Genomic DNA, 19,913 nt, shown 5'->3' on the forward strand with positions numbered 1-19,913 from the left:
GCGCGACGGTGCGCCTCATACGCGAGCGTCCTGCTGTGGAATCCAGATCTGCTTGATGATGAGCAGAATGGATGCTGTCACGGGCACCGCGATGAGCGCGCCGAGCAACCCCAGCAGAGTGCCGCCGACGAGAGCGCCGATGACAACGAGCGATCCGGGGATCGACACTGCCCTATTCATCACCCGCGGAGTGAGTACGTATGCCTCGAGTTGCATGTATACGAGGTAGGCGGCGGCGAAGATGAGCGCGTCAACCGGACTCGCGAAGACGGCGAGAATTGAGCCAATAGCCCAGAACAGAACGGAACCGACGAGTGGGATCAGCGTGAGCAGGAAGGCTGCGGCCATCATCAGCGGAGGAAACGGCAGGCCGAGAGCGAAATAGAGGATGCCTGTGAACACCGCGTTGAAGAAGGCAAGGGTCACCATTCCCGCCGTGTAGCCACCGATCGCGTCGGTGATCTGCTCCGTCATATCAGAAAGTCTCGGCCGATTTCGCGCGGGTGCGAGGCGGTACATCGACGACTTGATCGTCGGAAGCGAGGCGACGAAGTACAGCGTCAGAACGATCACGATGACCGCGCCCGACAGGCCCGTGGCAACGGAGACGCCGACCTTCAACGCACCTCCGCCGATCGCGGCGATGTTCGCGGGGTCGGCGACGAACGACTGCAGGTCGCCGAGCAGCCCCTCGAGCCCTGGTCCAAATATGCCTTCAAGCGTATGAAAAAGTCCCGACCGTGAAAAGTCGTCGATGAGCGTTGGAACCGACGTTGCAAACAACGCGATTTGTCCCACAAGAATCGGTATCGCGAAACCGAGAATGGCACCGAGCACGACGAAGACGCCGACAAACACGATGACGATCGCCCACGGCCGTGAGATGCCGCGGCGGGAGCACCATTTCACCGCGGGCTCAATGGCCAGCGCCAGAAAGACGGCGAACAGTAGATAGATAAAGACGGTAGAGAGGTTCGAGACGGCGAGCCCGACGGCGATGGCGAGCAGCACGCCGATCGTTGTGAGAAACCCGGTGCGCAGTGGGCGAGCAAGAACGATGGAACGCAGGCGGGGCATTTCTTTCTCATCCCCTGGTGCATGGCGGCGCCGTCTCATGTGGGAAATACTATGGGATGAGCTCAGCTGCGACGCTTCGCCTCACCGGTCATCGTCGATGCGCTCGAGTTCGCCGGCAAGCCCGATCTCGGCGACAACAAGGCGTCCGATATGGCGCGAAGCGGGCTCGAGCAACATCCCGATCTTCGCCGCTCCGAATGTGACGGTGACGTCAGCCGTCAGCACGCGCGAGTCGGCTACCTCGCCGGTGTCGGGGTGGATGCCGCTGGGAAGATCGCAGGCGACGATAGTGGGACGCTCCCGTTCGCCGAGCTGCGACAGCATCCGTTCGACGGTCTCTCGTGCAGTACCGCGCAGCGCGCTGCCGCTTGTCCCAGTGCCGAGGATCGCGTCGACGATCACGTCGTAGTCGTTTGCATCGATGGCGTCAGCATCAACCACGACGGCTCCCGCATCGAGTGCTGCAGCGAGACCTTCTTCATGCACACGCTCTGACGTGCGCGCGATATCGACGGAGACGCCATGCGCGGCGACCGTTGCGCCGGCGAAGAGTGCATCGCCGCCATTGTTGCCTGCGCCGACAACGAGAAGCACGCAGTGTGCTGCAGCATCCGCGCCGGATTGCCGTTCATGCGCGACAGCGACGATCTCGTCGGCGAGTGCTGCGGCGGCACGCTGCATGAGCGGAACGCCAGCCTCGAGCAGCGGCAGCTCGGCCCCCCGCACCTGTGCGGCGGTGTATGCCTTCATGCTCGTCACGATAGTGCGAACGGCATCGACGCTCTAGAGGTAGTCGCTGTGCGAGGCCTCGCAGATCGAGGAGTCAGCCAGCTCACGCCACATGAGCGCCGCCGCAGGCGAACCTTCGTCCGCGGTCTTCGACGTCACGTCACCCATAATGCGCTTGGCGAGCAGCGACTTGTCTTCGCAGTCGGTGCAGTCGATCACGGTCGAGCTGATCTCGATGCCGTGCGAGCTGCCGGCCAGCATGTGCAGCTTCTCGGCAAGCGTCTCGTAGATGGGCAGCACTCGCGACGATCTGGCGGCACCACCCTTGATCACAACGTAGACGTGGGCGTCTCCCTCGAGAAGCGCGCACGAACTGTCGATCTGCTGCTCAATGCGACGCAGCGAACGCTTCACCTCGCGCACACGGTCGCACGCAGACAAGTCGACGCCAACGATCAGCGCCCTCGCGGCGTCCTCACCGTCACGGTGCAGAACGAACTCCTCGAACTCGCGGGTCAGAACACCGCGCCCAGAGGCGGCGGCATCAAGTTCTGTCAGGCAGTCAAGATAATCACCACGTCGCAAGACGACGGACGATGCACTCACTTCTGTGCTTTCTCTCGTGTGGCCCGCTCACTGCGGGTGCCAGTCGGGTCGACCGGACTTTGGCGGCATGAACACGAACCTCCCGTTTTCAAGCCGCCGACCAATATAGCCCTCTGTGCAGCATTTGTCAGCCCCTCACCTCTAGCCGGAATCGCGCCGCTTAGAGACAATGGTGAGATGAGCGAGATTCTGGTGACCGGGGGCACGGGAACGCTGGGCGTTCCGACGGTTGATGCACTGCGAAAAGCCGGGCACGCCGTGCGTGTTCTGAGCCGCCGTTCCGGGCCCGATCGACTGAAAGGCGATCTGCTCACAGGAGCTGGTCTTGGTGACGCGATGAATGGCGTCGACATCGTCATGCACCTCGCAACATCGGGAAACGCGAAAGACGTGGATGCTGCCGAGCGGCTGCTCGACGAGGCAGAGCACTCCGGCGTGAAGCACATCGTCTACATTTCGATAGTCGGTATCGAGAGCATTCCTCTCCCCTACTATCAGTCAAAGCTCGATGTCGAAAGGCTGATTGAGGCGTCGCCCGTGCCGCACACGATTCTGCGGGCCACGCAGTTTCACGACCTTCTGACCATGATCTTCGCGTACCAGAAGCGGCTGCCGTGGGTCTTCGTGCCGCGCTTCGGCGCGCAGCCGATCGCCGTCGACGACGTGGCCGTTCGCCTGGCGGAGCTGGCCGCCGCCGAGCCAGCGGGACGCGTTGCCGATATCGGCGGGCCCGAGAAGCTCAGCGCCGAGCAGATGGCGCGTCAGTGGAGGGCCGCCGCGCACTCGACGAAGCGCATTGTCTCGATACGTCTGCCCGGCGCGATCGTGCGCGCCCTGCGTGAGCGCAAGAACATGGTTCCCGGCGCGGGGTACGGAACACAGACCTACTCTGACTTCCTTGCAAGGCGCTACAGCTGAGCCGCATCCTCCCCGCCCGAGAGATCCGGGGCGCGTTTCGGCCGTGCCGGGGTGACGAGCGCGAGACCGACAACGCACGCGACAATTCCTGCGAGAAACACCACCTTCAGAAGCGACGCGGGCTCGACACCGGTTGCCATCGCCCAGGTCACGGTGAGCGCGGCTCCGACGCCCGTCCAGACCGCGTAGGCGACGCTCACCGGCAACCCCTTCATCGCATAGCCGAGGCCGAGCATGCTCGCGGTGAGTGCGAGCAGAAAGACGATCGACGGAGCAAGGAGCGACAGGCCGTTGGAATCTCCGAGAGCTGTCGCCCACACAGCCTCAAGCACGGAACTTGCGAGCAGAACAATCCAATACCGCATCAGCTCACCACCTTGATTCCGACAACGCAGGCGACGAGTCCGGCGAGCAGCAACACACGTGCGACAGTTGCGCGCTCCTGGCGCGTGACGATCGCCCACACCGTGGTGAGCACGGCGCCCATTCCCACCCAGACGGCGTACGCGATTCCCGTCGGGATGAACGCCATCGCGTAGGCGAGCCCGGCCATGCTCACGCACATGGACACGACGAAGAGAACGCTGGGCCAGAGTTTCTTGAGCCCGTTCGATGCTGATAGCGCACTGGCCCACACTGCCTCAAGTGCGCCCGAGAGAATCAGGATCACCCACGCCACGACAACTCACCTTTCGTGGTCAGTCTTGTCGCTGTGCGGGTACTGCGCCCTCGTCCGCAGGCTCGGCGGGAGCCTTGCCCCTACGATAGCCAACCCTCGTCGATCGTGTGCCGCTTTTGGCTATTTCCGCTGCCGGCGAGATAGCCAAGAATGGCACACGATGAGGGGTGTTAGGTTGACGGGGTGAGCTTGACGTGACGGAGACACACGACTCTGAGCCGCCAAGCGACCCACCGCGCACCGGGATCTTCGCTGACCTGACGCCACTCAAATACAGCCCTGCTTTCGCTCGACTCTGGGGCGGCAACGCCATCGCGGGAATCGGCACGCAGATGACCATCGTCGCTGTCGGACTGCACATCTACGACCTCACGCAATCGACATTCGCCGTCTCACTCGTTGCCCTGTTTGCTCTCGTTCCGATGCTTGTCTTCGGGATCTACGGCGGCATGCTCGCCGACGCGTTCGATCGCCGGTCACTCGCTCTCATCGCGGCGATCGTCGCCTGGTGTTCCACCGTGACGCTCGCGCTGCTCGCGTGGACGCACGTCGACCAGGCGTGGCCGTTCTATCTCGTCATGACGATCAACACGGTTGCCGCGACGGTTCTCGGCACGACGCGGCAGGCGATTCTTCCGCGTCTTCTTCCGATTGAGTTGCTGCCGGCAGCATCCGCTCTCTCGGGAATCAGCGCGGGCATCATGGTGACGGTCGGCCCAGCTCTCGCTGGCGTGCTCGTCGCATCAGTCGGCGTGCAATGGACGTTTACGACAGATGTCGCACTCTTCGCGTTTGCCTTTGCCGGAATTGCATCGCTGCCGAAGCTCGAGCCGCAGGGGGACGTGCGGTCGACAGGGCTCGCTTCGGTTCTCGAAGGACTGCGCTTTCTGAAGACGGCGCCGAACATTCGCATGTCGTTCATCGTGGATCTCGTTGCAATGACGTTCGGTCAGCCCCGTGTTCTGTTTCCCGCGGTGGGGATGCTGCTGCTCGGCGGCGGCGCGATCACGGTCGGTGTGCTGACAGCGGGTGTCGCCGTCGGTGCGTTCATCACGAGCGTTTTCTCCGGCAGGCTCGGGGCATTGCGCCACCAGGGCATAGCCATTCGCAATTCGATCGCCGCCTTCGGCGCGGCAACGCTGGCATTCGGCGTTGTGCTTCTCGTCGCAGCCCTCTCCGGCGGGGTCGCGAGCGAATCAGAGGTCAACTGGCCCGCTCTCATCGCCGCGACGCTCTGCATGGCTGTGGCGGGCGGCGCCGATAACGTGAGCTCCATCTTCCGCATGACTCTGCTTCAGGCGTCGGCTCCCGATGCCATGCGCGGACGCATCCAGGGCATCTTCACCGTCGTCGTCACGGGCGGCCCCCGCGTGGGCGACCTTCTCGCGGGCTCGCTCACTGCTCTGACGGCGCTCTGGGTGCCGCCCCTGTTCGGCGGCATCGTGATCATCATCGTCGTCTGGCTTCTGGTGCGCACGCACCCGCGCTTCGCCGCCTACGATGCACACGACCCACAGCCCTGAGTCGCTCGCCCTACTGGCCGAACTCCTCGGCAAGCACGCCCGCCATCACGTCAGCGTCCCACTGGTGATACGAGGCGACAACGGTTCGCATGCGTGCATTCGCGAGATCGCTCACGAGCATCTCCGCGGCGGGCGGAAAGATCGGAAGCGTCTCGGTTCCCACCATTGCCAGCATCGGCTGCGTCACGTTCGACCACCTCTCACCGCGCGGCACATCGTGAACCGCGAGGGATGCCGCGTCGGCGACGAGCGACGGTGCAAGCGCCACCATTGACGGCCATGCATCACTCGATTTGGCCCCCTCGAGCCACGCACGCGGCATGTCCTTCATGAAGTGTTCAACGGTGCTCTCGCCGTCTCCAGCCGCGACTCGGCCGCGAAGCTCGTCAACGAACTGGGCGGCTTCCCCGTCGTCGTCGACAGCGAACGGCACTTCCCACACGGCGAGGCGCGTGATCGGCAGACCGGCGTTGGCCGCCCACAGCGCGATCGCCCCACCGGATGAGTTTCCAAAGACAAACGCCTCCGCGCCGGCAACGTCGATGAGCGCTGCGAGATCGTCAACTTCCCGCTGCAGCTCTGTGCCGGCATCCGCGTCCTTAACGGACCCGCTCTGACCGCGGCCGCGCCGATCGTAGTTATAGACGGCGAAGCCTCGCTCGGCGAGAAGCTCGGCCATGCGCGATGTCGTTGTGTCGCCGCTGCGCTCTTGCATTGCTCCCGCGACAAGGATCACCGGCTGCCCGGAACCGTAGCGGTCGTACGCGATGCGTGTTCCATCGGCTGATATCGCAAAGTCAGTCATTGCCACTCCTTCGTGATCAATCTCGGCTGCTTCCCCCAGCCTGCCACCCGCTCACGGGCAGCCACTACCCTGTGCCGTACATTCAGTGCGAAGCGTCGCGCTCAGCAGCCGCCTTGATCGTGCTCATCCGCGCTTCCCAGCCTTTTCCAACCGACTCAAGCAGGCGGCCTACCTCGCTGAGGCGAACGCCAAGTGCTGTGTACCTGCGCTCTCTTCCGAAGCGTTCCGACTCGGCGAGCCCCGCGTTTTCGAGCACGCTGAGGTGCCGCACGATAGCCTGCCGGGTCACAGGCAGTTCAGAAGCGAGAGTAGAGGCAGATGCTCCTTCCCTGCCGATTCGTTGCAAGATCGTCCACCGTGTGTCATCGGCGAGCGCAGCAAAAACCTCGACATCACTCGGCATGCGCGTCGTCACGGCCGTACCTGCGGCGACGATTCACAGTGGGCTTTCGCCACCTCGAGCTCCTCGATCCATCCCTCGAGATTTCCATCAAAGGCTTTGCGCCGATCTGCAGCGCTTCCGGGGAGCGAAGCAAATCCACTCTCCGTGACACTTAATGTCACGCCACCCGACGGCCTTTCGACGATACGAAATTCAACAAGTGTCGACGCCGAAGCCGGATCGTCTGCCTGCTGCAACCAACGGAATGCCGCATATCTCGGCTCATCGAGTTCGACTGTGACGAACGCGAACTCGCCGTGCACGCTATCGTGCACAACGGTGACGTCGCCGCGATTCTCTCGTCGATGATCGCGAAGTTCTCCGTCATTGACGTACCAGCCCGGCTCGCTGATCAACTCCCAAACACGTGCTGCCGTGGCGTCGATGTCTACGTGCCGTTCGATTGTGTCGATGTCTTCCATTGGGTCCTCATTTCATAACCTGCAACCTCAGAGTTGCAGGTAGGATAGCAATGTGCAACCCTTTTGTTGCATACAACGGAAAAGTCGACGGAATAGTTCTCGCTCACCACTCGTTATTGTCTATGCAAATGCATAGACAATGCATGAAGCGCCCTGCCACCCACTACCGTGAGGACACCATGAGCGAAACAAAGTTCGGCCTCGACACGTTCGGCGACGTCACCGTCAACGACGCTGGCGTCCCAACGCCCGCGCACCAGGTCATCCGCGATGTGATCGCGCAGGCGACTCTCGCCGATCAGGTCGGCGTCGACGCCATTGGACTCGGTGAGCACCATCGCGACGACTACGCGATCAGTTCACCCGACATGGTTCTTGCCGCCATCGCGGGCCAGACAAGCCGCATTCACCTCGGCACCGCTGTCACCGTACTCTCAAGCGACGACCCCGTGCGCGTGTACGAGAGATTCGCCACATTGGATGCTGTCAGCAACGGCCGCGCCGAGATCACGCTCGGCCGAGGCAGCTTCACCGAGTCGTTCCCACTGTTCGGCTACGACCTTGAGCAGTACGAGACGCTCTTCAACGAGAAGCTCGACCTCTTCTCGAAGCTGCTCACCGAAAAGCCCGTGCACTGGCAGGGCACACACCGCGCACCGCTGCACGGAGCCAACGTCTACCCCAAAACCGCCGCTGGGCGCCTCCCCGCGTGGATCGGCGTCGGCGGCAGTCCCGAGTCCGTCATCCGTTCGGTGAAGTACGGCATCCCCATGGCCCTCGCCATCATCGGTGGCGACCCCGCGCGCTTTGCGCCGTACGTCGATCTCTACCACCGCGCGCAAGACGAGATCGGGCGAGACCGGATGCCACTCAGCGCTCACTCTCCCGGCCACATCGCCGCGACAGACGAGCGTGCCCGCGAGCAGCTGTTCCCGCACTTCAAGGCAAACCGCGATCGCATCGGGGCCGAGCGCGGCTGGCCACCCACGAGTCACGACGACTTTCTCAACGAAGCAGACAGCGGATCGCTCTACGTCGGCTCGCCCGAGACCGTCGCCCGACGCATTGCCTCAACGGTGCAGACGCTCGGGCTCGACCGCTTCGACCTCAAGTACGCAAACGGCCCCATGCCGCACGACCAGCTCGCCGAGTCAATCGAGTTGTACGGTCAGACCGTCATTCCGATGGTGAAGGATATGCTCAGGCGCTAATTCGTGCCGTCTGACAACATCCGCTCGTTTTTACCTTTCACCCGGCATTTGTTAGGGTTTTTCGGGAGATACTGCAGAACCGACGACGTGCGAGGTTCCGCCTCTTGATTGCCACGCAATCAGACGCTACCCACGTCTTACGCAGGAATCTTTCATCTGCATGCATTGTTATCTCCTCTGAGCCATATTCCCAAGGAGTTTGATTGAGCACACCCGCTGAGGTCGTCGAGACCGACACCGGAACAATCACCCGCTACCGCCGCCACCCCCTTGGCCGCGGACTGGTTGCTTCGGGAGCAACGGTCGACCCGACCGCCCACATTGAACGAACCGCCTATGTCGAGCCCGGCGCAGTTGTTGGCCGCGGAGCATGGATCGGCGCAACCGCGTGGATCGATCGCGACGCGACGATCGGCGCCGCTGCCGTCGTCGGCGCTAACGTGCACGTCGGCCAGAACGCACACGTCGGCCACGGCGCACGCGTCGGTGGCCACTCGCGCATCGGCGCGAATGCCCGCGTCGGCAATGGCGCGAACGTGCCAGGCGACAGCCAGATCGACGCCTTCGCCGATATCTCGGGTCCGGGAGACATTCCGGCCTAACGGCACGCACTTCGTCAGCGGCGAATGGCGCTCTCCCGGGAGCCGTCATTCGCCGCTTTCGTTTGCCGTGAAGGCTGCCCAAAAAGTGAGGTGCCAGAAACTGTCGCTTGCGGCCCACGCCGTCACGACGGTTTTTGGCATCTCACTGTGACTGCCCTGTCGCGGGGAGCCACGTCAGGGTCAGGTCAGGGTGAGCCCCCGAGGCGAATGGGGTGAGGCCCGGATGCCGCGGCGCTGCCACGCCGCGAGGCTGGATTCATGCTTCACATTCCTGCCTTCCGCACAGCGCGGTCACGCCGCTCCCACACCAGCACGCACCGCCTCCGCCGACCGCGAGCCGTTCTCGCGACAGCATCCGCCCTCGTTGCCGGCGGCCTCGGCCTCACAATCGGCATCACGGCCTGCGCCCCCAGCTCACCTACTGTCGACACGGTCGGCGCCGTCGATTTCGAGACGCCGCTGGCGATTCCACCGCTTGCCGAGCGCACAGTGGACGCCGACGGCACTGTGCACGTCGACCTCACGGCAGAGTCTGGTTCCACCCCGTTTGTCGACGGCACAGAGACTCCCACAATGGGCTACAACGGGTCGTACCTCGGGCCGACGATTCGGGTGAATCGCGGTGAGAGCTTCGCCCCGTGCATGACGAACGAACTGCCCGAGGTGACGACGCTGCACTGGCACGGAATGCATCTGCCGGCGGCGGCAGACGGCGGCCCCCATCAACCTGTCGCCCCAGGCGAAGACTGGTGCCCCGACTGGACGATAGACCAGCCAGCGGCGACGCTCTGGTACCACCCTCACGCACATGAGTCCACAGAAGAGCAAGTAACCCACGGGCTCGCCGGGATGCTGCAGATCGAAGACGACGTCGAGGCGGCATTGCCACTGCCGCGCGACTACGGCGTCGATGACGTGCCCGTGATCATTCAAGATGCCCGTTTCTCTGACGAAGGCGAGTTTCAGAAGACCGGCGACTTCGTCGGAACGCTTGGCGATACGCTGCTCGTCAACGGCACAATCGGGCCCTACTTTGAGGCGACGACAGACGTCGTGCGGCTGCGCATTCTCAATGCGTCGTCCGCCCGTGTGTATGACTTCGCGTTTGACGACAACCGCGAATTCGCGATGATCGCCAGCGGCGGTGGGCTTCTCGAAAAGCCAGCGCAGCTCGATCACATTCGACTGTCACCGGCGGAGCGCGCAGAGATTCTGGTGAAGCTCGAACCGGGCGAGTCCGTGACGCTGCGCAGCAATCCGCCGAACCTCGGGGAGGGCTTTCAGGCGATCACTGGATCGGCTGGCCACGAAGACCGCTTCGATGTGCTGCAGCTTCGGGCAGCATCCGAGCTTGATCATGTTGGTGAGATCCCCGATGCACTCACAACGATCGAGTCCCTTGACCCAGCGGATGCCGTCGGCGAGCGCTCCTTCACACTCAACGGGCACAGCATCAACGACAAGCAGATGAAGATGGAGCGCATCGACGCCGTCGCCACGGTTGACACGACGGAGATCTGGCATGTTCTGAACGAGATGCCGGCGCCGCATAACTTTCACGTGCACGACGTGCAGTTTCAGGTGCTGAGCGTTGATGGCATGCCGCCGCCCCCTGAGCTTTCCGGGTGGAAAGACACCATCTACCTCGAGCCCGACGTGCAGTATCGCATCATCATGGAGTTCACCGACTACGCCGACGGTGACAACCCATACATGTACCACTGCCATCTGCTGCGGCACGAAGACGCCGGAATGATGGGGCAGTTTCTCGTGGTGGAGCCGGGATCAGTCGTGCCTTCACGGTGGACCCTCGATGAGACACCGGGCGATGATGACGAGGCTGGCCCGGGCGACCACCAGCACTGAGCCGGGCCACTGAGCTGGGCCACCGCCAGGCCGTCGGCACCGTCAGGCCACTCGTTTCCACCGGCCGCCGTCGCGCCGGGCGAGAAACCACCCGACCACCTCGACCACGGTAGAAGCGACGGATGCCGTGTGGGCGGCGACCTGCTCGGCCAGCTCGTCGTCGTCGCACGTGAAGCGCACGACGATGCGCGGGGTGCCGCGCACCAGCTGCACATCGCTTGCCTCGACGGTGACGAGCTCCGCTGCGGCATCCGCCATTGTCGGGATCACACGCTCAGGATCGACACCGGCGCGCATCGCCCCTGGCGACAACGTCACGCGGTAGGACGGCATTCAGGCAGACTGTCCCGTCTGCTCGGGTGCCTGCTGCAGCGCCCATGTGTTGCCGTCGGGGTCGGAAAAATGCACGAATCGGCCCCAAGGCTGCTCGTCGACGTCGCTCACATCGATTCCGCGCTCGCGAAGATCATCTCGTGCCGCCTCAGCGTTGTCGATGACGCACTGCGTTTCACGCCTCGATCCCGCGTTCATCTCTGTCATGTTCACGTCGAGAACGATTGAGCACGCCGAGCCGGGAGGCGTCAGCTGCACGAACCGGAGATCGTCGCTGACGGGGATGTCATGGTCGGCGTTGAAGCCCGCCCTGACGTAGAAGTCTTTCGCCGTGTCGATATCGCTCACGGGAATCGGAATCAATTCGAGTCTCATCTGCACCATTTGCTCTGCTCCTTTGCACATCGCTTGCAGTTCACGCTGACATTAGCGCGAGCCACCGACACTCCGCGACGAGCTACTCCCCGGCGAAGAACGCTGTTGCAAGGTCCGCGAGCGCCGCGGCATCGTCGACGTGCACCATTTCGCGTGCGGAGTGCATCGAGAGCAGCGGAACGCCGATATCGACGGTGCGGATGCCGAGGCGCGTCGCCGTCAGCGGCCCGATCGTCGACCCGCAGGGCACCGTGTTGTTCGACACGAACTCCTGATAGCCAGCGCCCGCCGCTGCCGAGAGCCGGGAGACGAGCGCCGCCCCGGCTGCATCCGTCGCGTACCTCTGGTTGGCGTTGATCTTCAGCAGAACTCCCTCGCCGGCGTGCGGCTGGTTTGCCGCGTCGTGCTTCTCTGAATAGTTCGGGTGCACGGCGTGCCCGGCATCTGCCGAGAGGCACCAGGATGCCGCATAGGCCTGCTTCTGCTCGGACCGCGTCGCCCCGAGGCCCTCCGCAACGCGCGTGAGCACGTCGTCGAGAATGGGTCCGCTCGCGCCCGAACGTGACTGCGACCCGAGCTCTTCGTGGTCGAATGCCGCGAGAACCGAGATGTGGTCGGAGTCGGCCCCCGAGCGCTGCGCGTCGAGCAGCGCAACGAGACCGGCATACACAGACGAGAGATTGTCCATGCGGCCGGCAGCGAAGAATGCACCGTCGAGCCCGAAGCGCTCCGGCGCGTGAGTGTCGGCGGTCAGCAGGTCGTAGCCGGCAATGTCATCGCGATCGACGCCGGCAAACGCGGCAATGTGCGCGAGCAGGTCTGCCTCGCTCGCGCTCCCAACACCCCAGACAGGCTGAACGTGGCGCTGCCTGTCGAGCGTCAGGCCGTCGTTCGCGCCGCGCTCCAGGTGAATGGCGAGCTGCGGAATGCGCAGAAACGGACCCGTTCGCACAAGCTTCTCTGCGCCATCGCGAAGCGCGAGTCGACCGGCCAGCTCGAGCTCGCGATCGAGCCATGAGTTGAGCAGCGGGCCTCCGTACACCTCAACGCCGGCCTGCAGCCAACCGTGACTACCGGTCGTCGGCGACGGCTTGAGCTTGAAGCCGGGCGAATCGGTGTGGGCGCCGAGCACCCGAAACGGTGCCGTTGGTGAGGATGCCGCTGGCTGCAGCCATGCGATCACGGCGCCGTCTCGCACAATGTAGCGTCCGCCCGCCTCGCCGCTCCAGGCCTCTTCCTCGTCGAGGCGCGTGAACCCGGCGTCATCGAGCTGCCGCGCCACCTCGGCCGCGGCGTGGTACGACGACGGCGATGCGGCGATGAATCGGGCGAAATCGGCAATGTAGTCGTTCACAGCATCCATTCCTCCATCCAATCACGGGTCGCTTCGCTCCCGACCGAGTCACCGACACTCCCAGCGCTCGCGGACTCGAACCCGCCTAAGCTGGAGGGGTGCGCCCTTTTCTCATTCCCATCGCCGGTGCGATCCTGCTCCTCATCGGAATCGTGATCATTCTCACGAACAAAGACCTCGCAACGGTCGCACTGGTCTTCGAGATCGCTGGCGTCGTGCTGCTGGGCTTCTACATGGTCAAAGAGATGCTGCCTGGTCGCACGAAGCGCAAGCGCTGACGCGACAGCCTGACCCCGAGACGCTCGCCGAGACAGCACCCGAGTTCGCCGTGGACGAAGACGGCGAGATCGAGCCGCTCGCCGACAATCCGGAGCTGAACGAGCACATCGACGACAACGTCGTGCTGGGCACGGATGCCGTTGACAGCCGTGCCGATGAGTCGTCCTACCCTCCGATCTCGGAGGTCGACGACCGCGAATCGAGCGACGACGAGCAGTAGCGCCAACGAGCCGCGCATTCCGCCTCGACGTGACAAGCTGAGACCAGGCGAAAGGAGTGCCATGGCACGGCGTGTTCAGATCACAGACTTCGGTGGGCCCGAGAACTTCGAGGTCGTCGACCAGCAGATTCCGGATGCGGGATTGCGCGAGTTTCGTGTGCGGGTGCTCGCGGCGGGACTCAACCCCGTTGACGCGAAGATTGCCGCGGACCCCGCGAACGCCGAGCGCTACGGAGTCACCCTTCCCGCGGGGAGCGGAAACGATTTCGCCGGACGCATCGACCAGGTCGGCGCTCGCGCAATCGGCTTCGACGTCGGCCAGATGGTCTTCGGGGGCGCGCGCATGCTCGCGCAGGCCGACTACGTCGTGGTCGGCCCCGACGCGCTCACGCTGATTCCCGACGGTCTCAGCGTCCCCAAGGCAGCGAGCCTCGACATCGCCGGGCGCACGGCAATGGCGATGGTGCGCGAGATGGAGATCTCGCCCGCCGACACGGTGCTCGTGAGTGCGGCGGCCGGCGGCGTCGGAGCGCTCACGGCCCAGCTATGCCGACTTCGCGGTGCCACGGTCATCGGAACAGCGAGTGAGCGAAACCACGAGCTGCTGCGCTCCCGCGGCATCCTTCCCGTGACCTACGGCGACGGCCTCGCCGACCGTGTGCGCGAGGCAGCGCCGCAGGGAATCGACATCGTTCTCGACCACTCCGGCCGCGAGACCCTCGAAACGGCCATTGCTCTTGGTGTTCCCGCAAATCGTGTAAACACGATCGCCGACCGGCCCTTCGCTGCCGAGCACGGATTCAGTGACTACGCCCGCGCTGAAAGCACGCATGACGAGCTGCGTGCACTTGCCGAGCTCGTCGCCGAAGGCACGATCGACCTGCCGATCGAGGCTACGTACCCGCTCGATCACGTGCGCGAGGCGTACGAGCACCTGCTCACCGGCCACGTGCGGGGCAAGATCGTACTCACGCTCGAGGACTGACGCTGGCAGGCGAGAGGTCGAGTCGACGCAGCAGCTGCGCGTTGAGAGCCACGACCACGGTCGACGCCGACATCAGCAGCGCCCCAACCGCGACGGGCAGCACGAATCCGATCGGTGCGAGCACGCCAGCTGCGAGGGGCACCGAGATCAGGTTGTACCCGGCCGCCCACCAAAGATTCTGCGTCATCTTGCGGTAGGTCGCACGCGACAGATCGATGACAGACAAGACCGACCGCGGGTCGTCGCCGGCGAGAATGACCCCGGCCGATCCAATTGCCACGTCGGTTCCCGCCCCGATGGCGAGACCGACATCTGCCTGCGCCAGCGCCGGTGCGTCGTTGACGCCATCGCCAACCATCGCGACGCGTCGACCATTTTTTTGCAGCTGCGCAATGGCAGAGGCCTTGCTTTCGGGACGCACGCCAGCGTGAACCTCGTCAATGTCGAGCTCTCTCGCCACAGCATGCGCCACCGGCTCGGCGTCACCCGTCATCATCACAACACGGATGCCGCGACGGTGCAGCTGTTCGACGGCGATCGCCGACTCTGATCGCACCTCGTCTGCGAGCTTGAGCGCGCCGATCACCGCGCCATCACGCAGAACGTGAAGCACGATCACGCCGTCGCGAGACCACGCCTCCGTCGTGCCATGGGCGCCCACTCCGGCATCGCGAAGCATCGCGGGCCCGCCGACCCGAATCTCGCTCTCGTCGACGGTGGCCGTCACGCCGAGCGCCGGTTCGGAATGGAAGTGCGCAGGCGCGGAGAGGCGGAGCTCACGACGCTCAGCCTCACCGACGATTGCTCGAGCAAGCGGGTGCTCGCTGTCTGCCTCCGCGGCCGCCGCGAGGGCGAGCACCGTGTCGTCGGCGACCTCCCCGACCGGCGCTATCTCGATAAGCGCGGGCTCGCCACGCGTGAGCGTTCCCGTCTTGTCGAAGACGACGGTGTCGACCGAGCGCATCGACTCGAGGGCGAGCCTGTCTCGCACCAGAACGCCGCCTCGGGCAGCGCGCTCCGTCGCAATCGAGACGACGAGCGGAATCGCCAGCCCGAGTGCGTGCGGACACGCGATGACGAGCACGGTGACGGTGCGAATGACGGCGGCGTCCGGCTGCCCGATCAGCACCCACACGAGCGCGGTGATCACTGCGGCCGAGAGCGCGAACCAGAACAGCAGAGCCGCCGCCTTGTCGGCGAGACGCTGAGCGCGTGATGACGAGTTCTGCGCATCACTGACGAGTTTGCGGATGCCGGCGAGCGCCGTGTCGTCTCCGATCGCCGTGACGCGAACACGCAGCGCCGTGTCCGTCGCAATTGTTCCCGCAACAACACGGTCTCCGGGGCCGCGACCGACGGGAACGGACTCCCCCGTCACCATCGACTCGTCGACGTCGGCAGTGCCTTCTTCCACCGTGCCGTCTGCGGGAACGCGCCCGCCTGGGCGCACGATCACGAGGTCGTCGACGGCGAGCTCGTCTGGCGACACCGTCTCGACCCCGTCGCGCACAACGCGCTCGGCTTCGTCTGGCAGCAGCGCGGCGAGCGAGTCGAGGGCAGACGACGTCTGCGAGAGTGAGCGCATCTCGATCCAGTGCCCGAGCAGCATCACAACGATGAGCAGCGCCAACTCCCACCAGAAGTCGAGCTGGTGGTCAAAGATTTCGAGGCTCGACCCGAGCGAGGCAATGAACCCCACAACGATTGCCATGCCGATGAGCAGCATCATGCCCGGCTGCCGCGACCGCAGTTCTGAGACGGCACCGGTCAGAAACGGTTTGCCTCCCCAGACGAAGATGATCGTTCCCAGCACGGGAGAGATCCAGTCGACACCGGGGAACTCGGGGCGAGAGTACCCGAGGATGCTGGCGAACATCGCGCTGAAGAAGGCTGTCGGCAGCGAGAGAACAAGCATCGCCCAAAACAGTCGTCGAAACTGTGCGACATGCGATGAGTGGTCGTGGCCCTCGTGACCGGAGTGATCGTGACCGCCATCAGTCATTTCGTGGTATTCACCATCGACGTCAAGGTCGTGTGCTGGGGCGTTGCTGGCGTGTTCGTGCGACATACCTCTCCTTCTCGCCTGACACTATACCCCTAGGGGGTATAATGTCAAGGCTCTGACGCCCGCCTCGCGCCCTTGTAAGTTCTCGGGTTTCGGCGTAGACCTGGTCTAAGGGAGTGATCACCATGACAAACGACGATGTTTCTCCTCGACCACGCAACGAGTCACCGGCGCACCACGGCGACCCGGGAGCCAATTCCTGGTCGCGACCGGACGCGGCGGGCATGAGCGAGCACACGGAGGGCGGCGGGGATCCCGGAACGGATTCGGCGCACCGCCCAGACGAGTTCGCCCGCTCAGATGATCCGCACCCCGGCGGCGACCCAGGCGGCGCGTCGTGGAGCCGCCCAGATCGGCACGCGATCGACGACAACCCCGAAGGCGGGGGCGACCCGGGACGAGACTCGTCTGAGCGACGCAAGCACTGACGTCGGCGGCATCCGTGTGATCCATACCGGGAGGGGGTATACTTTCGGCTGGGAGGCAACATGCAACACGGATACGTCGACGACAAAGACGCCCTGCTCAAGCGCTTGAAGCGCGCAGAAGGACAGGTGCGCGGCATTCACAAGATGGTCGAGAATGACACGTACTGCATTGACATTCTGACGCAGGTCTCTGCCGCGACGAAGGCGCTCGAGACCGTCGCGCTGCAATTGCTCGATGACCATCTCAACCACTGCGTTGCGCAAGCGACGCGAGAAGGCGGACCGGTCGCAGACGAGAAGCTCAAAGAAGCATCCGCTGCGATCGCCCGCCTCGTCCGCTAACACCACGAACTCGCAAAGGAAACAACACTCAATGTCATTCACTGATCTCGGACTCACCGACAAGAACACCTCAGGCGGCGGATGCTGCGGAGGCGGCGAGTGCATGTGCGGACACGGCAACGCGGAGTCATCTGCCGCTGTCGCGACGGTTGTCAACGGCGCACTCGCGACAACGTTCGGCGTCACGGGAATGACCTGCGGGCACTGCGTCTCCGCGGTAACCGACGAGCTCTCGGCTCTCGGAACCGTCACGAACGTCTCTGTCGACCTCAAGCCGAATGAAGAGTCCATCGTCACCGTGACGAGCGACGAGCCTCTTGAGACAGCGTCGGTGCGCGCGGCTATCGAAGACGCCGGCTACTCGCTCGTGTAGCAACAGATTTTCAGCGACGGGGCCCAACTGATGCGGGGCCCCGTCGCTTTTGCCATCGTGCCGTCGCAGCTACACTTGTCGCTATGCGTCAGTCATGCCGATTTCTCAGCCCTCGACCGATCACCGGTCGCTGGGCACTCTTGAGGCGCGCCTAGTCAGACGGGTCCGGTCGAGGGGCATCCCCCACTCACATCGACGACAGGATCCACTCATGACCTCCGACTATCTGACAAACGAGCAGCTTCACGCCGCCCTCACGCTGCGTGACCTCAGTGATCCCACACAGGGCGAACACGCGATGCAGCGACTTCTCGATGACGTCGTCACCGCCGTTGCGCACGACGTCGGCATTTCTCTTCGCACGCACCGCCCAAGCCCGCTGACGAGCGTCGACGATAACTACGACAATCTCGGTTTCAGCCTCGACGCGCTCACGCGAGACCGCCGCTACTCGCGTTATGTGAGTCCCACGGTCATGCTGCGCAGCCACACCTCCGCGGGGATCCCCGCGATTCTCTCCGGCATCGCCACTGCACAGCAGAGCGGATCGACCAATTCCGATGATCGCGACGCGCTCCACGTGCTGCCCGGCCTTGTGTATCGGCGCGATGCCATCGACCGCATGCACGTCGGCGAACCGCACCAGGTCGACCTGTGGCGTATCGCACGACGTGCTCCCCTCGGCATCGATGATCTGCGGCGCCTCGCCGCGATCGTCGTCGACGCTGTGCTTCCGGGCGCGGAGTGGCGCGCTGTGCCCTCACCGCATCCGTACACCGTCGTCGGCCTGCAAATCGATGTGCGCGCGCACGGGCAGTGGCTCGAGCTCGCTGAATGCGGCATTGTTGACCCCGCACTTCTGGCACGGCAGAAGCTCACGCCATCCCGCTGGACGGGCCTCGCTCTGGGAATGGGTCTTGATCGCGCGCTCATGCTGCGCAAGGGCATCGACGACATTCGCCTGCTGCGCGCGGAGGACCCGCGCATTGCCGAGCAGATGCGCGATCTCGAGCCGTGGCGGCCCGTCTCATCTCTCCCGCCGATTCGACGTGACCTCTCGGTTGTCGTCAACGCGGATGCCAACGCCGAGACGCTTGGAGATTCCGTGCGCACAGCACTCGGCGCCCGCGCCTGCATGCTCGAGTCCGTCGAGCTTCTGTCTGTGACGAACCACGATGATCTGCCCGAGTCGGCACGCCGCAGGCTTGCGCTCGCACCCGACCAGGTCAACGCGCTTCTTCGCGTCACGCTGCGCCCGCTGACGTCGACGATGACGGATGCCGAGGCGAATGAGATCCGAGACGAGGTGTATCGCGCGGTTCACCTCGGGCCCGTGCTCGAGCTCATCTCGCAGGTGTAGTCCCGAAGCATCGAACGCACTCTCGGCCTCTCCAGCAGTCTCACAGTTCACGCGATTTACTGTCGGCGCGACAGTGACTCGTGGGAGAACACGCACGTGACCGGGCAGACGATGTACATCGATGGTGGTGCAGACGCGTCGATACGCGGCGACGACATCTGGACCGGCAGCCCCCTGCCGGCGGTGCGCTTTTTCCTGCAAGTGTGGCTTTACATGCAAGTATCCACTTGCCTAACATGAGGTCATGGCCGACATCTACAAGGCGCTCGCTGACGAAACCCGCCGCGTGCTGCTCGACGAGCTTCTCGATCGCGATGATCAGACGCTTTTCGAGATCTGTGGTCGCTTGGCGATGAACTACGACATGAGCATGTCTCGGCAGGCGGTCTCTCAGCACCTCGATGTGCTTGAGCGCGCCGGGCTCGTGCACACAGAGCGCAACGGCCGATACAAGCTCCACTCGATTGACACAGCGCCCTTGGCGCAGATTGCGGCACGCTGGCCGACCAGAAGGGCACAACAATGAAACTCCAGGCAACAAGCATCTTCGTCGACGACCAGCAGCGGGCTCTCGATTTCTACACAACCGCACTCGGCTTCATTGTCGCCGACGACGTTCCGCTCGGCGATGCCCGCTGGCTGACGGTGGTCGATCCCGAGAGACCAGACGGCACCCAGATCTCACTCGAGCCGAAGGGACACCCTGCCGTCGCCCCGTTCACCGAGGCCCTCGTCGCCGACGGCATCCCTTTCTGCATGCTTGCCGTCGACGACATTCGCGCGGAGCACAAGCGACTCACCGAGCTGGGGGTCACGTTCACCCAGCCGCCAACACCCATGGGCCCCGTGATCACCGCGATGCTAGACGATACGTGCGGAAATCTGCTGCAGCTCGCTCAATTCATCGCGTAGCCAAGCG

General features: G+C 64.1%; 26 protein-coding genes and 1 riboswitch. Of the genes, 14 read left to right on the forward strand and 12 right to left on the reverse strand.

Going from position 1 to position 19,913, the window contains the following annotated elements; genetic code table 11:
* Positions 1 to 15: 15 nt before the first annotated feature.
* From HCR84_RS14825 to HCR84_RS14835, 3 genes are all read right to left on the reverse strand, one after another.
* Positions 16 to 1,077: an AI-2E family transporter gene (locus HCR84_RS14825; RefSeq protein WP_244972506.1), complete on the reverse strand. Its 1,062-nt coding sequence runs from the start codon at positions 1,075 to 1,077 to the stop codon at positions 16 to 18.
* A gap of 81 nt (positions 1,078 to 1,158) precedes the next feature.
* A complete protein-coding gene (locus HCR84_RS14830) occupies positions 1,159 to 1,827 on the reverse strand; it encodes an NAD(P)H-hydrate epimerase (RefSeq protein ID WP_166979758.1) in 669 nt (222 codons plus the stop codon).
* Between the two features lie 33 nt (positions 1,828 to 1,860).
* A complete protein-coding gene (locus tag HCR84_RS14835; RefSeq protein WP_166979756.1) occupies positions 1,861 to 2,412 on the reverse strand; it encodes a hypothetical protein in 552 nt (183 codons plus the stop codon).
* A 177-nt stretch (positions 2,413 to 2,589) separates the two neighbouring features.
* Here HCR84_RS14835 and HCR84_RS14840 point away from each other — a divergent pair, with 177 nt between their 5' ends.
* Complete coding sequence (locus tag HCR84_RS14840) at positions 2,590 to 3,330, forward strand: SDR family oxidoreductase (protein ID WP_166979754.1); 741 nt, start codon at positions 2,590 to 2,592, stop codon at positions 3,328 to 3,330.
* On the opposite strand, the gene HCR84_RS14845 is transcribed toward HCR84_RS14840, so the two are convergent.
* Both HCR84_RS14845 and HCR84_RS14850 read right to left on the reverse strand, forming a co-directional pair.
* Positions 3,321 to 3,695: a DMT family transporter gene (locus HCR84_RS14845; RefSeq protein ID WP_166979752.1), complete on the reverse strand. Its 375-nt coding sequence runs from the start codon at positions 3,693 to 3,695 to the stop codon at positions 3,321 to 3,323. The two genes, HCR84_RS14840 and HCR84_RS14845, sit on opposite strands and share 10 nt — an antisense overlap.
* A complete protein-coding gene (locus tag HCR84_RS14850; RefSeq protein ID WP_166979750.1) occupies positions 3,695 to 4,009 on the reverse strand; it encodes a DMT family transporter in 315 nt (104 codons plus the stop codon). Before HCR84_RS14850 ends, HCR84_RS14845 begins: the two co-directional genes overlap by 1 nt.
* A 15-nt stretch (positions 4,010 to 4,024) precedes the next feature.
* A riboswitch (guanidine-III (ykkC-III) riboswitch) is annotated at positions 4,025 to 4,088 on the reverse strand.
* A gap of 115 nt (positions 4,089 to 4,203) precedes the next feature.
* Between HCR84_RS14850 and HCR84_RS14855 the strand changes: the two genes are divergently transcribed.
* A complete protein-coding gene (locus HCR84_RS14855; protein ID WP_195706656.1) occupies positions 4,204 to 5,532 on the forward strand; it encodes an MFS transporter in 1,329 nt (442 codons plus the stop codon).
* A gap of 10 nt (positions 5,533 to 5,542) precedes the next feature.
* On the opposite strand, the gene HCR84_RS14860 is transcribed toward HCR84_RS14855, so the two are convergent.
* The 3 genes from HCR84_RS14860 to HCR84_RS14870 form a co-directional block, all read right to left on the reverse strand.
* Positions 5,543 to 6,337, reverse strand: coding sequence for an alpha/beta fold hydrolase (locus tag HCR84_RS14860; protein ID WP_166979748.1), 795 nt, complete (start codon positions 6,335 to 6,337; stop codon positions 5,543 to 5,545).
* An 82-nt stretch (positions 6,338 to 6,419) separates the two neighbouring features.
* The gene (locus HCR84_RS14865; RefSeq protein ID WP_244972507.1) at positions 6,420 to 6,752 is read right to left on the reverse strand and encodes an ArsR/SmtB family transcription factor; all 333 of its coding nucleotides are present in this window, start codon (positions 6,750 to 6,752) and stop codon (positions 6,420 to 6,422) included.
* Complete coding sequence (locus tag HCR84_RS14870) at positions 6,749 to 7,201, reverse strand: SRPBCC family protein (RefSeq protein WP_166979746.1); 453 nt, start codon at positions 7,199 to 7,201, stop codon at positions 6,749 to 6,751. The genes HCR84_RS14865 and HCR84_RS14870 overlap by 4 nt, the downstream gene beginning before the upstream one ends.
* 179 nt (positions 7,202 to 7,380) lie before the next feature.
* Here HCR84_RS14870 and HCR84_RS14875 point away from each other — a divergent pair, with 179 nt between their 5' ends.
* The 3 genes from HCR84_RS14875 (at position 7,381) to HCR84_RS14885 (ending at position 10,880) form a co-directional block, all read left to right on the forward strand.
* Positions 7,381 to 8,412 (forward strand): LLM class flavin-dependent oxidoreductase, encoded by a 1,032-nt coding sequence (locus HCR84_RS14875; protein WP_166979744.1) that lies wholly within the window; start codon positions 7,381 to 7,383, stop codon positions 8,410 to 8,412.
* A 203-nt stretch (positions 8,413 to 8,615) separates the two neighbouring features.
* Positions 8,616 to 9,014, forward strand: a complete 399-nt coding sequence (locus HCR84_RS14880) for a transferase (RefSeq protein WP_166979742.1) — start codon at positions 8,616 to 8,618, stop codon at positions 9,012 to 9,014.
* A 258-nt stretch (positions 9,015 to 9,272) separates the two neighbouring features.
* The gene (locus HCR84_RS14885; RefSeq protein WP_166979740.1) at positions 9,273 to 10,880 is read left to right on the forward strand and encodes a multicopper oxidase family protein; all 1,608 of its coding nucleotides are present in this window, start codon (positions 9,273 to 9,275) and stop codon (positions 10,878 to 10,880) included.
* Between the two features lie 42 nt (positions 10,881 to 10,922).
* Here HCR84_RS14885 and HCR84_RS14890 read toward each other — a convergent pair whose 3' ends face one another.
* The 3 genes from HCR84_RS14890 to HCR84_RS14900 form a co-directional block, all read right to left on the reverse strand.
* A complete protein-coding gene (locus HCR84_RS14890) occupies positions 10,923 to 11,213 on the reverse strand; it encodes a hypothetical protein (protein WP_166979738.1) in 291 nt (96 codons plus the stop codon).
* Positions 11,214 to 11,597: a VOC family protein gene (locus HCR84_RS14895; protein ID WP_338040104.1), complete on the reverse strand. Its 384-nt coding sequence runs from the start codon at positions 11,595 to 11,597 to the stop codon at positions 11,214 to 11,216.
* 73 nt (positions 11,598 to 11,670) lie between these two features.
* Positions 11,671 to 12,951, reverse strand: coding sequence for a M18 family aminopeptidase (locus HCR84_RS14900; protein ID WP_166979736.1), 1,281 nt, complete (start codon positions 12,949 to 12,951; stop codon positions 11,671 to 11,673).
* A gap of 89 nt (positions 12,952 to 13,040) precedes the next feature.
* Here HCR84_RS14900 and HCR84_RS14905 point away from each other — a divergent pair, with 89 nt between their 5' ends.
* The 3 genes from HCR84_RS14905 (at position 13,041) to HCR84_RS14915 (ending at position 14,426) form a co-directional block, all read left to right on the forward strand.
* Complete coding sequence (locus tag HCR84_RS14905; RefSeq protein ID WP_166979734.1) at positions 13,041 to 13,220, forward strand: hypothetical protein; 180 nt, start codon at positions 13,041 to 13,043, stop codon at positions 13,218 to 13,220.
* 50 nt (positions 13,221 to 13,270) lie between these two features.
* On the forward strand, positions 13,271 to 13,441 hold the full coding sequence (locus HCR84_RS14910) for a hypothetical protein (protein ID WP_166979732.1): 171 nt from the start codon (positions 13,271 to 13,273) through the stop codon (positions 13,439 to 13,441).
* A gap of 61 nt (positions 13,442 to 13,502) precedes the next feature.
* A complete protein-coding gene (locus HCR84_RS14915; protein WP_166979730.1) occupies positions 13,503 to 14,426 on the forward strand; it encodes an NADP-dependent oxidoreductase in 924 nt (307 codons plus the stop codon).
* On the opposite strand, the gene HCR84_RS14920 is transcribed toward HCR84_RS14915, so the two are convergent.
* The gene (locus tag HCR84_RS14920) at positions 14,410 to 16,494 is read right to left on the reverse strand and encodes a heavy metal translocating P-type ATPase (RefSeq protein WP_166979728.1); all 2,085 of its coding nucleotides are present in this window, start codon (positions 16,492 to 16,494) and stop codon (positions 14,410 to 14,412) included. The genes HCR84_RS14915 and HCR84_RS14920 overlap by 17 nt on opposite strands.
* Positions 16,495 to 16,616: 122 nt before the next feature.
* On the opposite strand from HCR84_RS14920, the gene HCR84_RS14925 reads away from it, so the two are divergent.
* The 6 genes from HCR84_RS14925 to HCR84_RS14950 all read left to right on the forward strand — a co-directional run bounded on the left by HCR84_RS14925 (position 16,617) and on the right by HCR84_RS14950 (position 19,906).
* The gene (locus HCR84_RS14925; protein ID WP_166979726.1) at positions 16,617 to 16,919 is read left to right on the forward strand and encodes a hypothetical protein; all 303 of its coding nucleotides are present in this window, start codon (positions 16,617 to 16,619) and stop codon (positions 16,917 to 16,919) included.
* A 60-nt stretch (positions 16,920 to 16,979) separates the two neighbouring features.
* Complete coding sequence (locus tag HCR84_RS14930; RefSeq protein ID WP_166979724.1) at positions 16,980 to 17,261, forward strand: metal-sensitive transcriptional regulator; 282 nt, start codon at positions 16,980 to 16,982, stop codon at positions 17,259 to 17,261.
* Between the two features lie 31 nt (positions 17,262 to 17,292).
* Positions 17,293 to 17,634, forward strand: coding sequence for a heavy-metal-associated domain-containing protein (locus tag HCR84_RS14935; protein WP_235940715.1), 342 nt, complete (start codon positions 17,293 to 17,295; stop codon positions 17,632 to 17,634).
* A 211-nt stretch (positions 17,635 to 17,845) separates the two neighbouring features.
* A complete protein-coding gene (gene srmL, locus HCR84_RS14940) occupies positions 17,846 to 18,994 on the forward strand; it encodes a PheS-related mystery ligase SrmL (protein WP_166979723.1) in 1,149 nt (382 codons plus the stop codon).
* 244 nt (positions 18,995 to 19,238) lie between these two features.
* Positions 19,239 to 19,520: an ArsR/SmtB family transcription factor gene (locus HCR84_RS14945; RefSeq protein ID WP_166979722.1), complete on the forward strand. Its 282-nt coding sequence runs from the start codon at positions 19,239 to 19,241 to the stop codon at positions 19,518 to 19,520.
* Positions 19,517 to 19,906, forward strand: a complete 390-nt coding sequence (locus HCR84_RS14950) for a VOC family protein (RefSeq protein WP_166979721.1) — start codon at positions 19,517 to 19,519, stop codon at positions 19,904 to 19,906. Before HCR84_RS14945 ends, HCR84_RS14950 begins: the two co-directional genes overlap by 4 nt.
* The last annotated feature ends 7 nt before the right edge of the window (positions 19,907 to 19,913 follow it).

It is taken from the genome of Paramicrobacterium fandaimingii (genome assembly GCF_011751745.2).
GTDB lineage: Bacteria > Actinomycetota > Actinomycetes > Actinomycetales > Microbacteriaceae > Paramicrobacterium > Paramicrobacterium fandaimingii.

Bases quoted from the DNA above. Each gene is read 5' to 3' on its own strand.
- HCR84_RS14825 (WP_244972506.1), bottom strand. From the start codon at position 1,077: ATGCCCCGCCTGCGTTCCATCGTTCTTGCTCGCCCACTGCGCACCGGG.
- HCR84_RS14830 (WP_166979758.1), bottom strand. From the start codon at position 1,827: ATGAAGGCATACACCGCCGCACAGGTGCGGGGGGCCGAGCTGCCGCTG.
- HCR84_RS14840 (WP_166979754.1), top strand. From the start codon at position 2,590: ATGAGCGAGATTCTGGTGACCGGGGGCACGGGAACGCTGGGCGTTCCG.
- HCR84_RS14845 (WP_166979752.1), bottom strand. From the start codon at position 3,695: ATGCGGTATTGGATTGTTCTGCTCGCAAGTTCCGTGCTTGAGGCTGTG.
- HCR84_RS14860 (WP_166979748.1), bottom strand. From the start codon at position 6,337: ATGACTGACTTTGCGATATCAGCCGATGGAACACGCATCGCGTACGAC.
- HCR84_RS14870 (WP_166979746.1), bottom strand. From the start codon at position 7,201: ATGGAAGACATCGACACAATCGAACGGCACGTAGACATCGACGCCACG.
- HCR84_RS14875 (WP_166979744.1), top strand. From the start codon at position 7,381: ATGAGCGAAACAAAGTTCGGCCTCGACACGTTCGGCGACGTCACCGTC.
- HCR84_RS14885 (WP_166979740.1), top strand. From the start codon at position 9,273: ATGCTTCACATTCCTGCCTTCCGCACAGCGCGGTCACGCCGCTCCCAC.
- HCR84_RS14890 (WP_166979738.1), bottom strand. From the start codon at position 11,213: ATGCCGTCCTACCGCGTGACGTTGTCGCCAGGGGCGATGCGCGCCGGT.
- HCR84_RS14895 (WP_338040104.1), bottom strand. From the start codon at position 11,597: ATGGTGCAGATGAGACTCGAATTGATTCCGATTCCCGTGAGCGATATC.
- HCR84_RS14900 (WP_166979736.1), bottom strand. From the start codon at position 12,951: ATGGATGCTGTGAACGACTACATTGCCGATTTCGCCCGATTCATCGCC.
- HCR84_RS14915 (WP_166979730.1), top strand. From the start codon at position 13,503: ATGGCACGGCGTGTTCAGATCACAGACTTCGGTGGGCCCGAGAACTTC.
- HCR84_RS14920 (WP_166979728.1), bottom strand. From the start codon at position 16,494: ATGTCGCACGAACACGCCAGCAACGCCCCAGCACACGACCTTGACGTC.
- HCR84_RS14925 (WP_166979726.1), top strand. From the start codon at position 16,617: ATGACAAACGACGATGTTTCTCCTCGACCACGCAACGAGTCACCGGCG.
- HCR84_RS14930 (WP_166979724.1), top strand. From the start codon at position 16,980: ATGCAACACGGATACGTCGACGACAAAGACGCCCTGCTCAAGCGCTTG.
- HCR84_RS14935 (WP_235940715.1), top strand. From the start codon at position 17,293: ATGTCATTCACTGATCTCGGACTCACCGACAAGAACACCTCAGGCGGC.
- srmL (WP_166979723.1), top strand. From the start codon at position 17,846: ATGACCTCCGACTATCTGACAAACGAGCAGCTTCACGCCGCCCTCACG.
- HCR84_RS14945 (WP_166979722.1), top strand. From the start codon at position 19,239: ATGGCCGACATCTACAAGGCGCTCGCTGACGAAACCCGCCGCGTGCTG.
- HCR84_RS14950 (WP_166979721.1), top strand. From the start codon at position 19,517: ATGAAACTCCAGGCAACAAGCATCTTCGTCGACGACCAGCAGCGGGCT.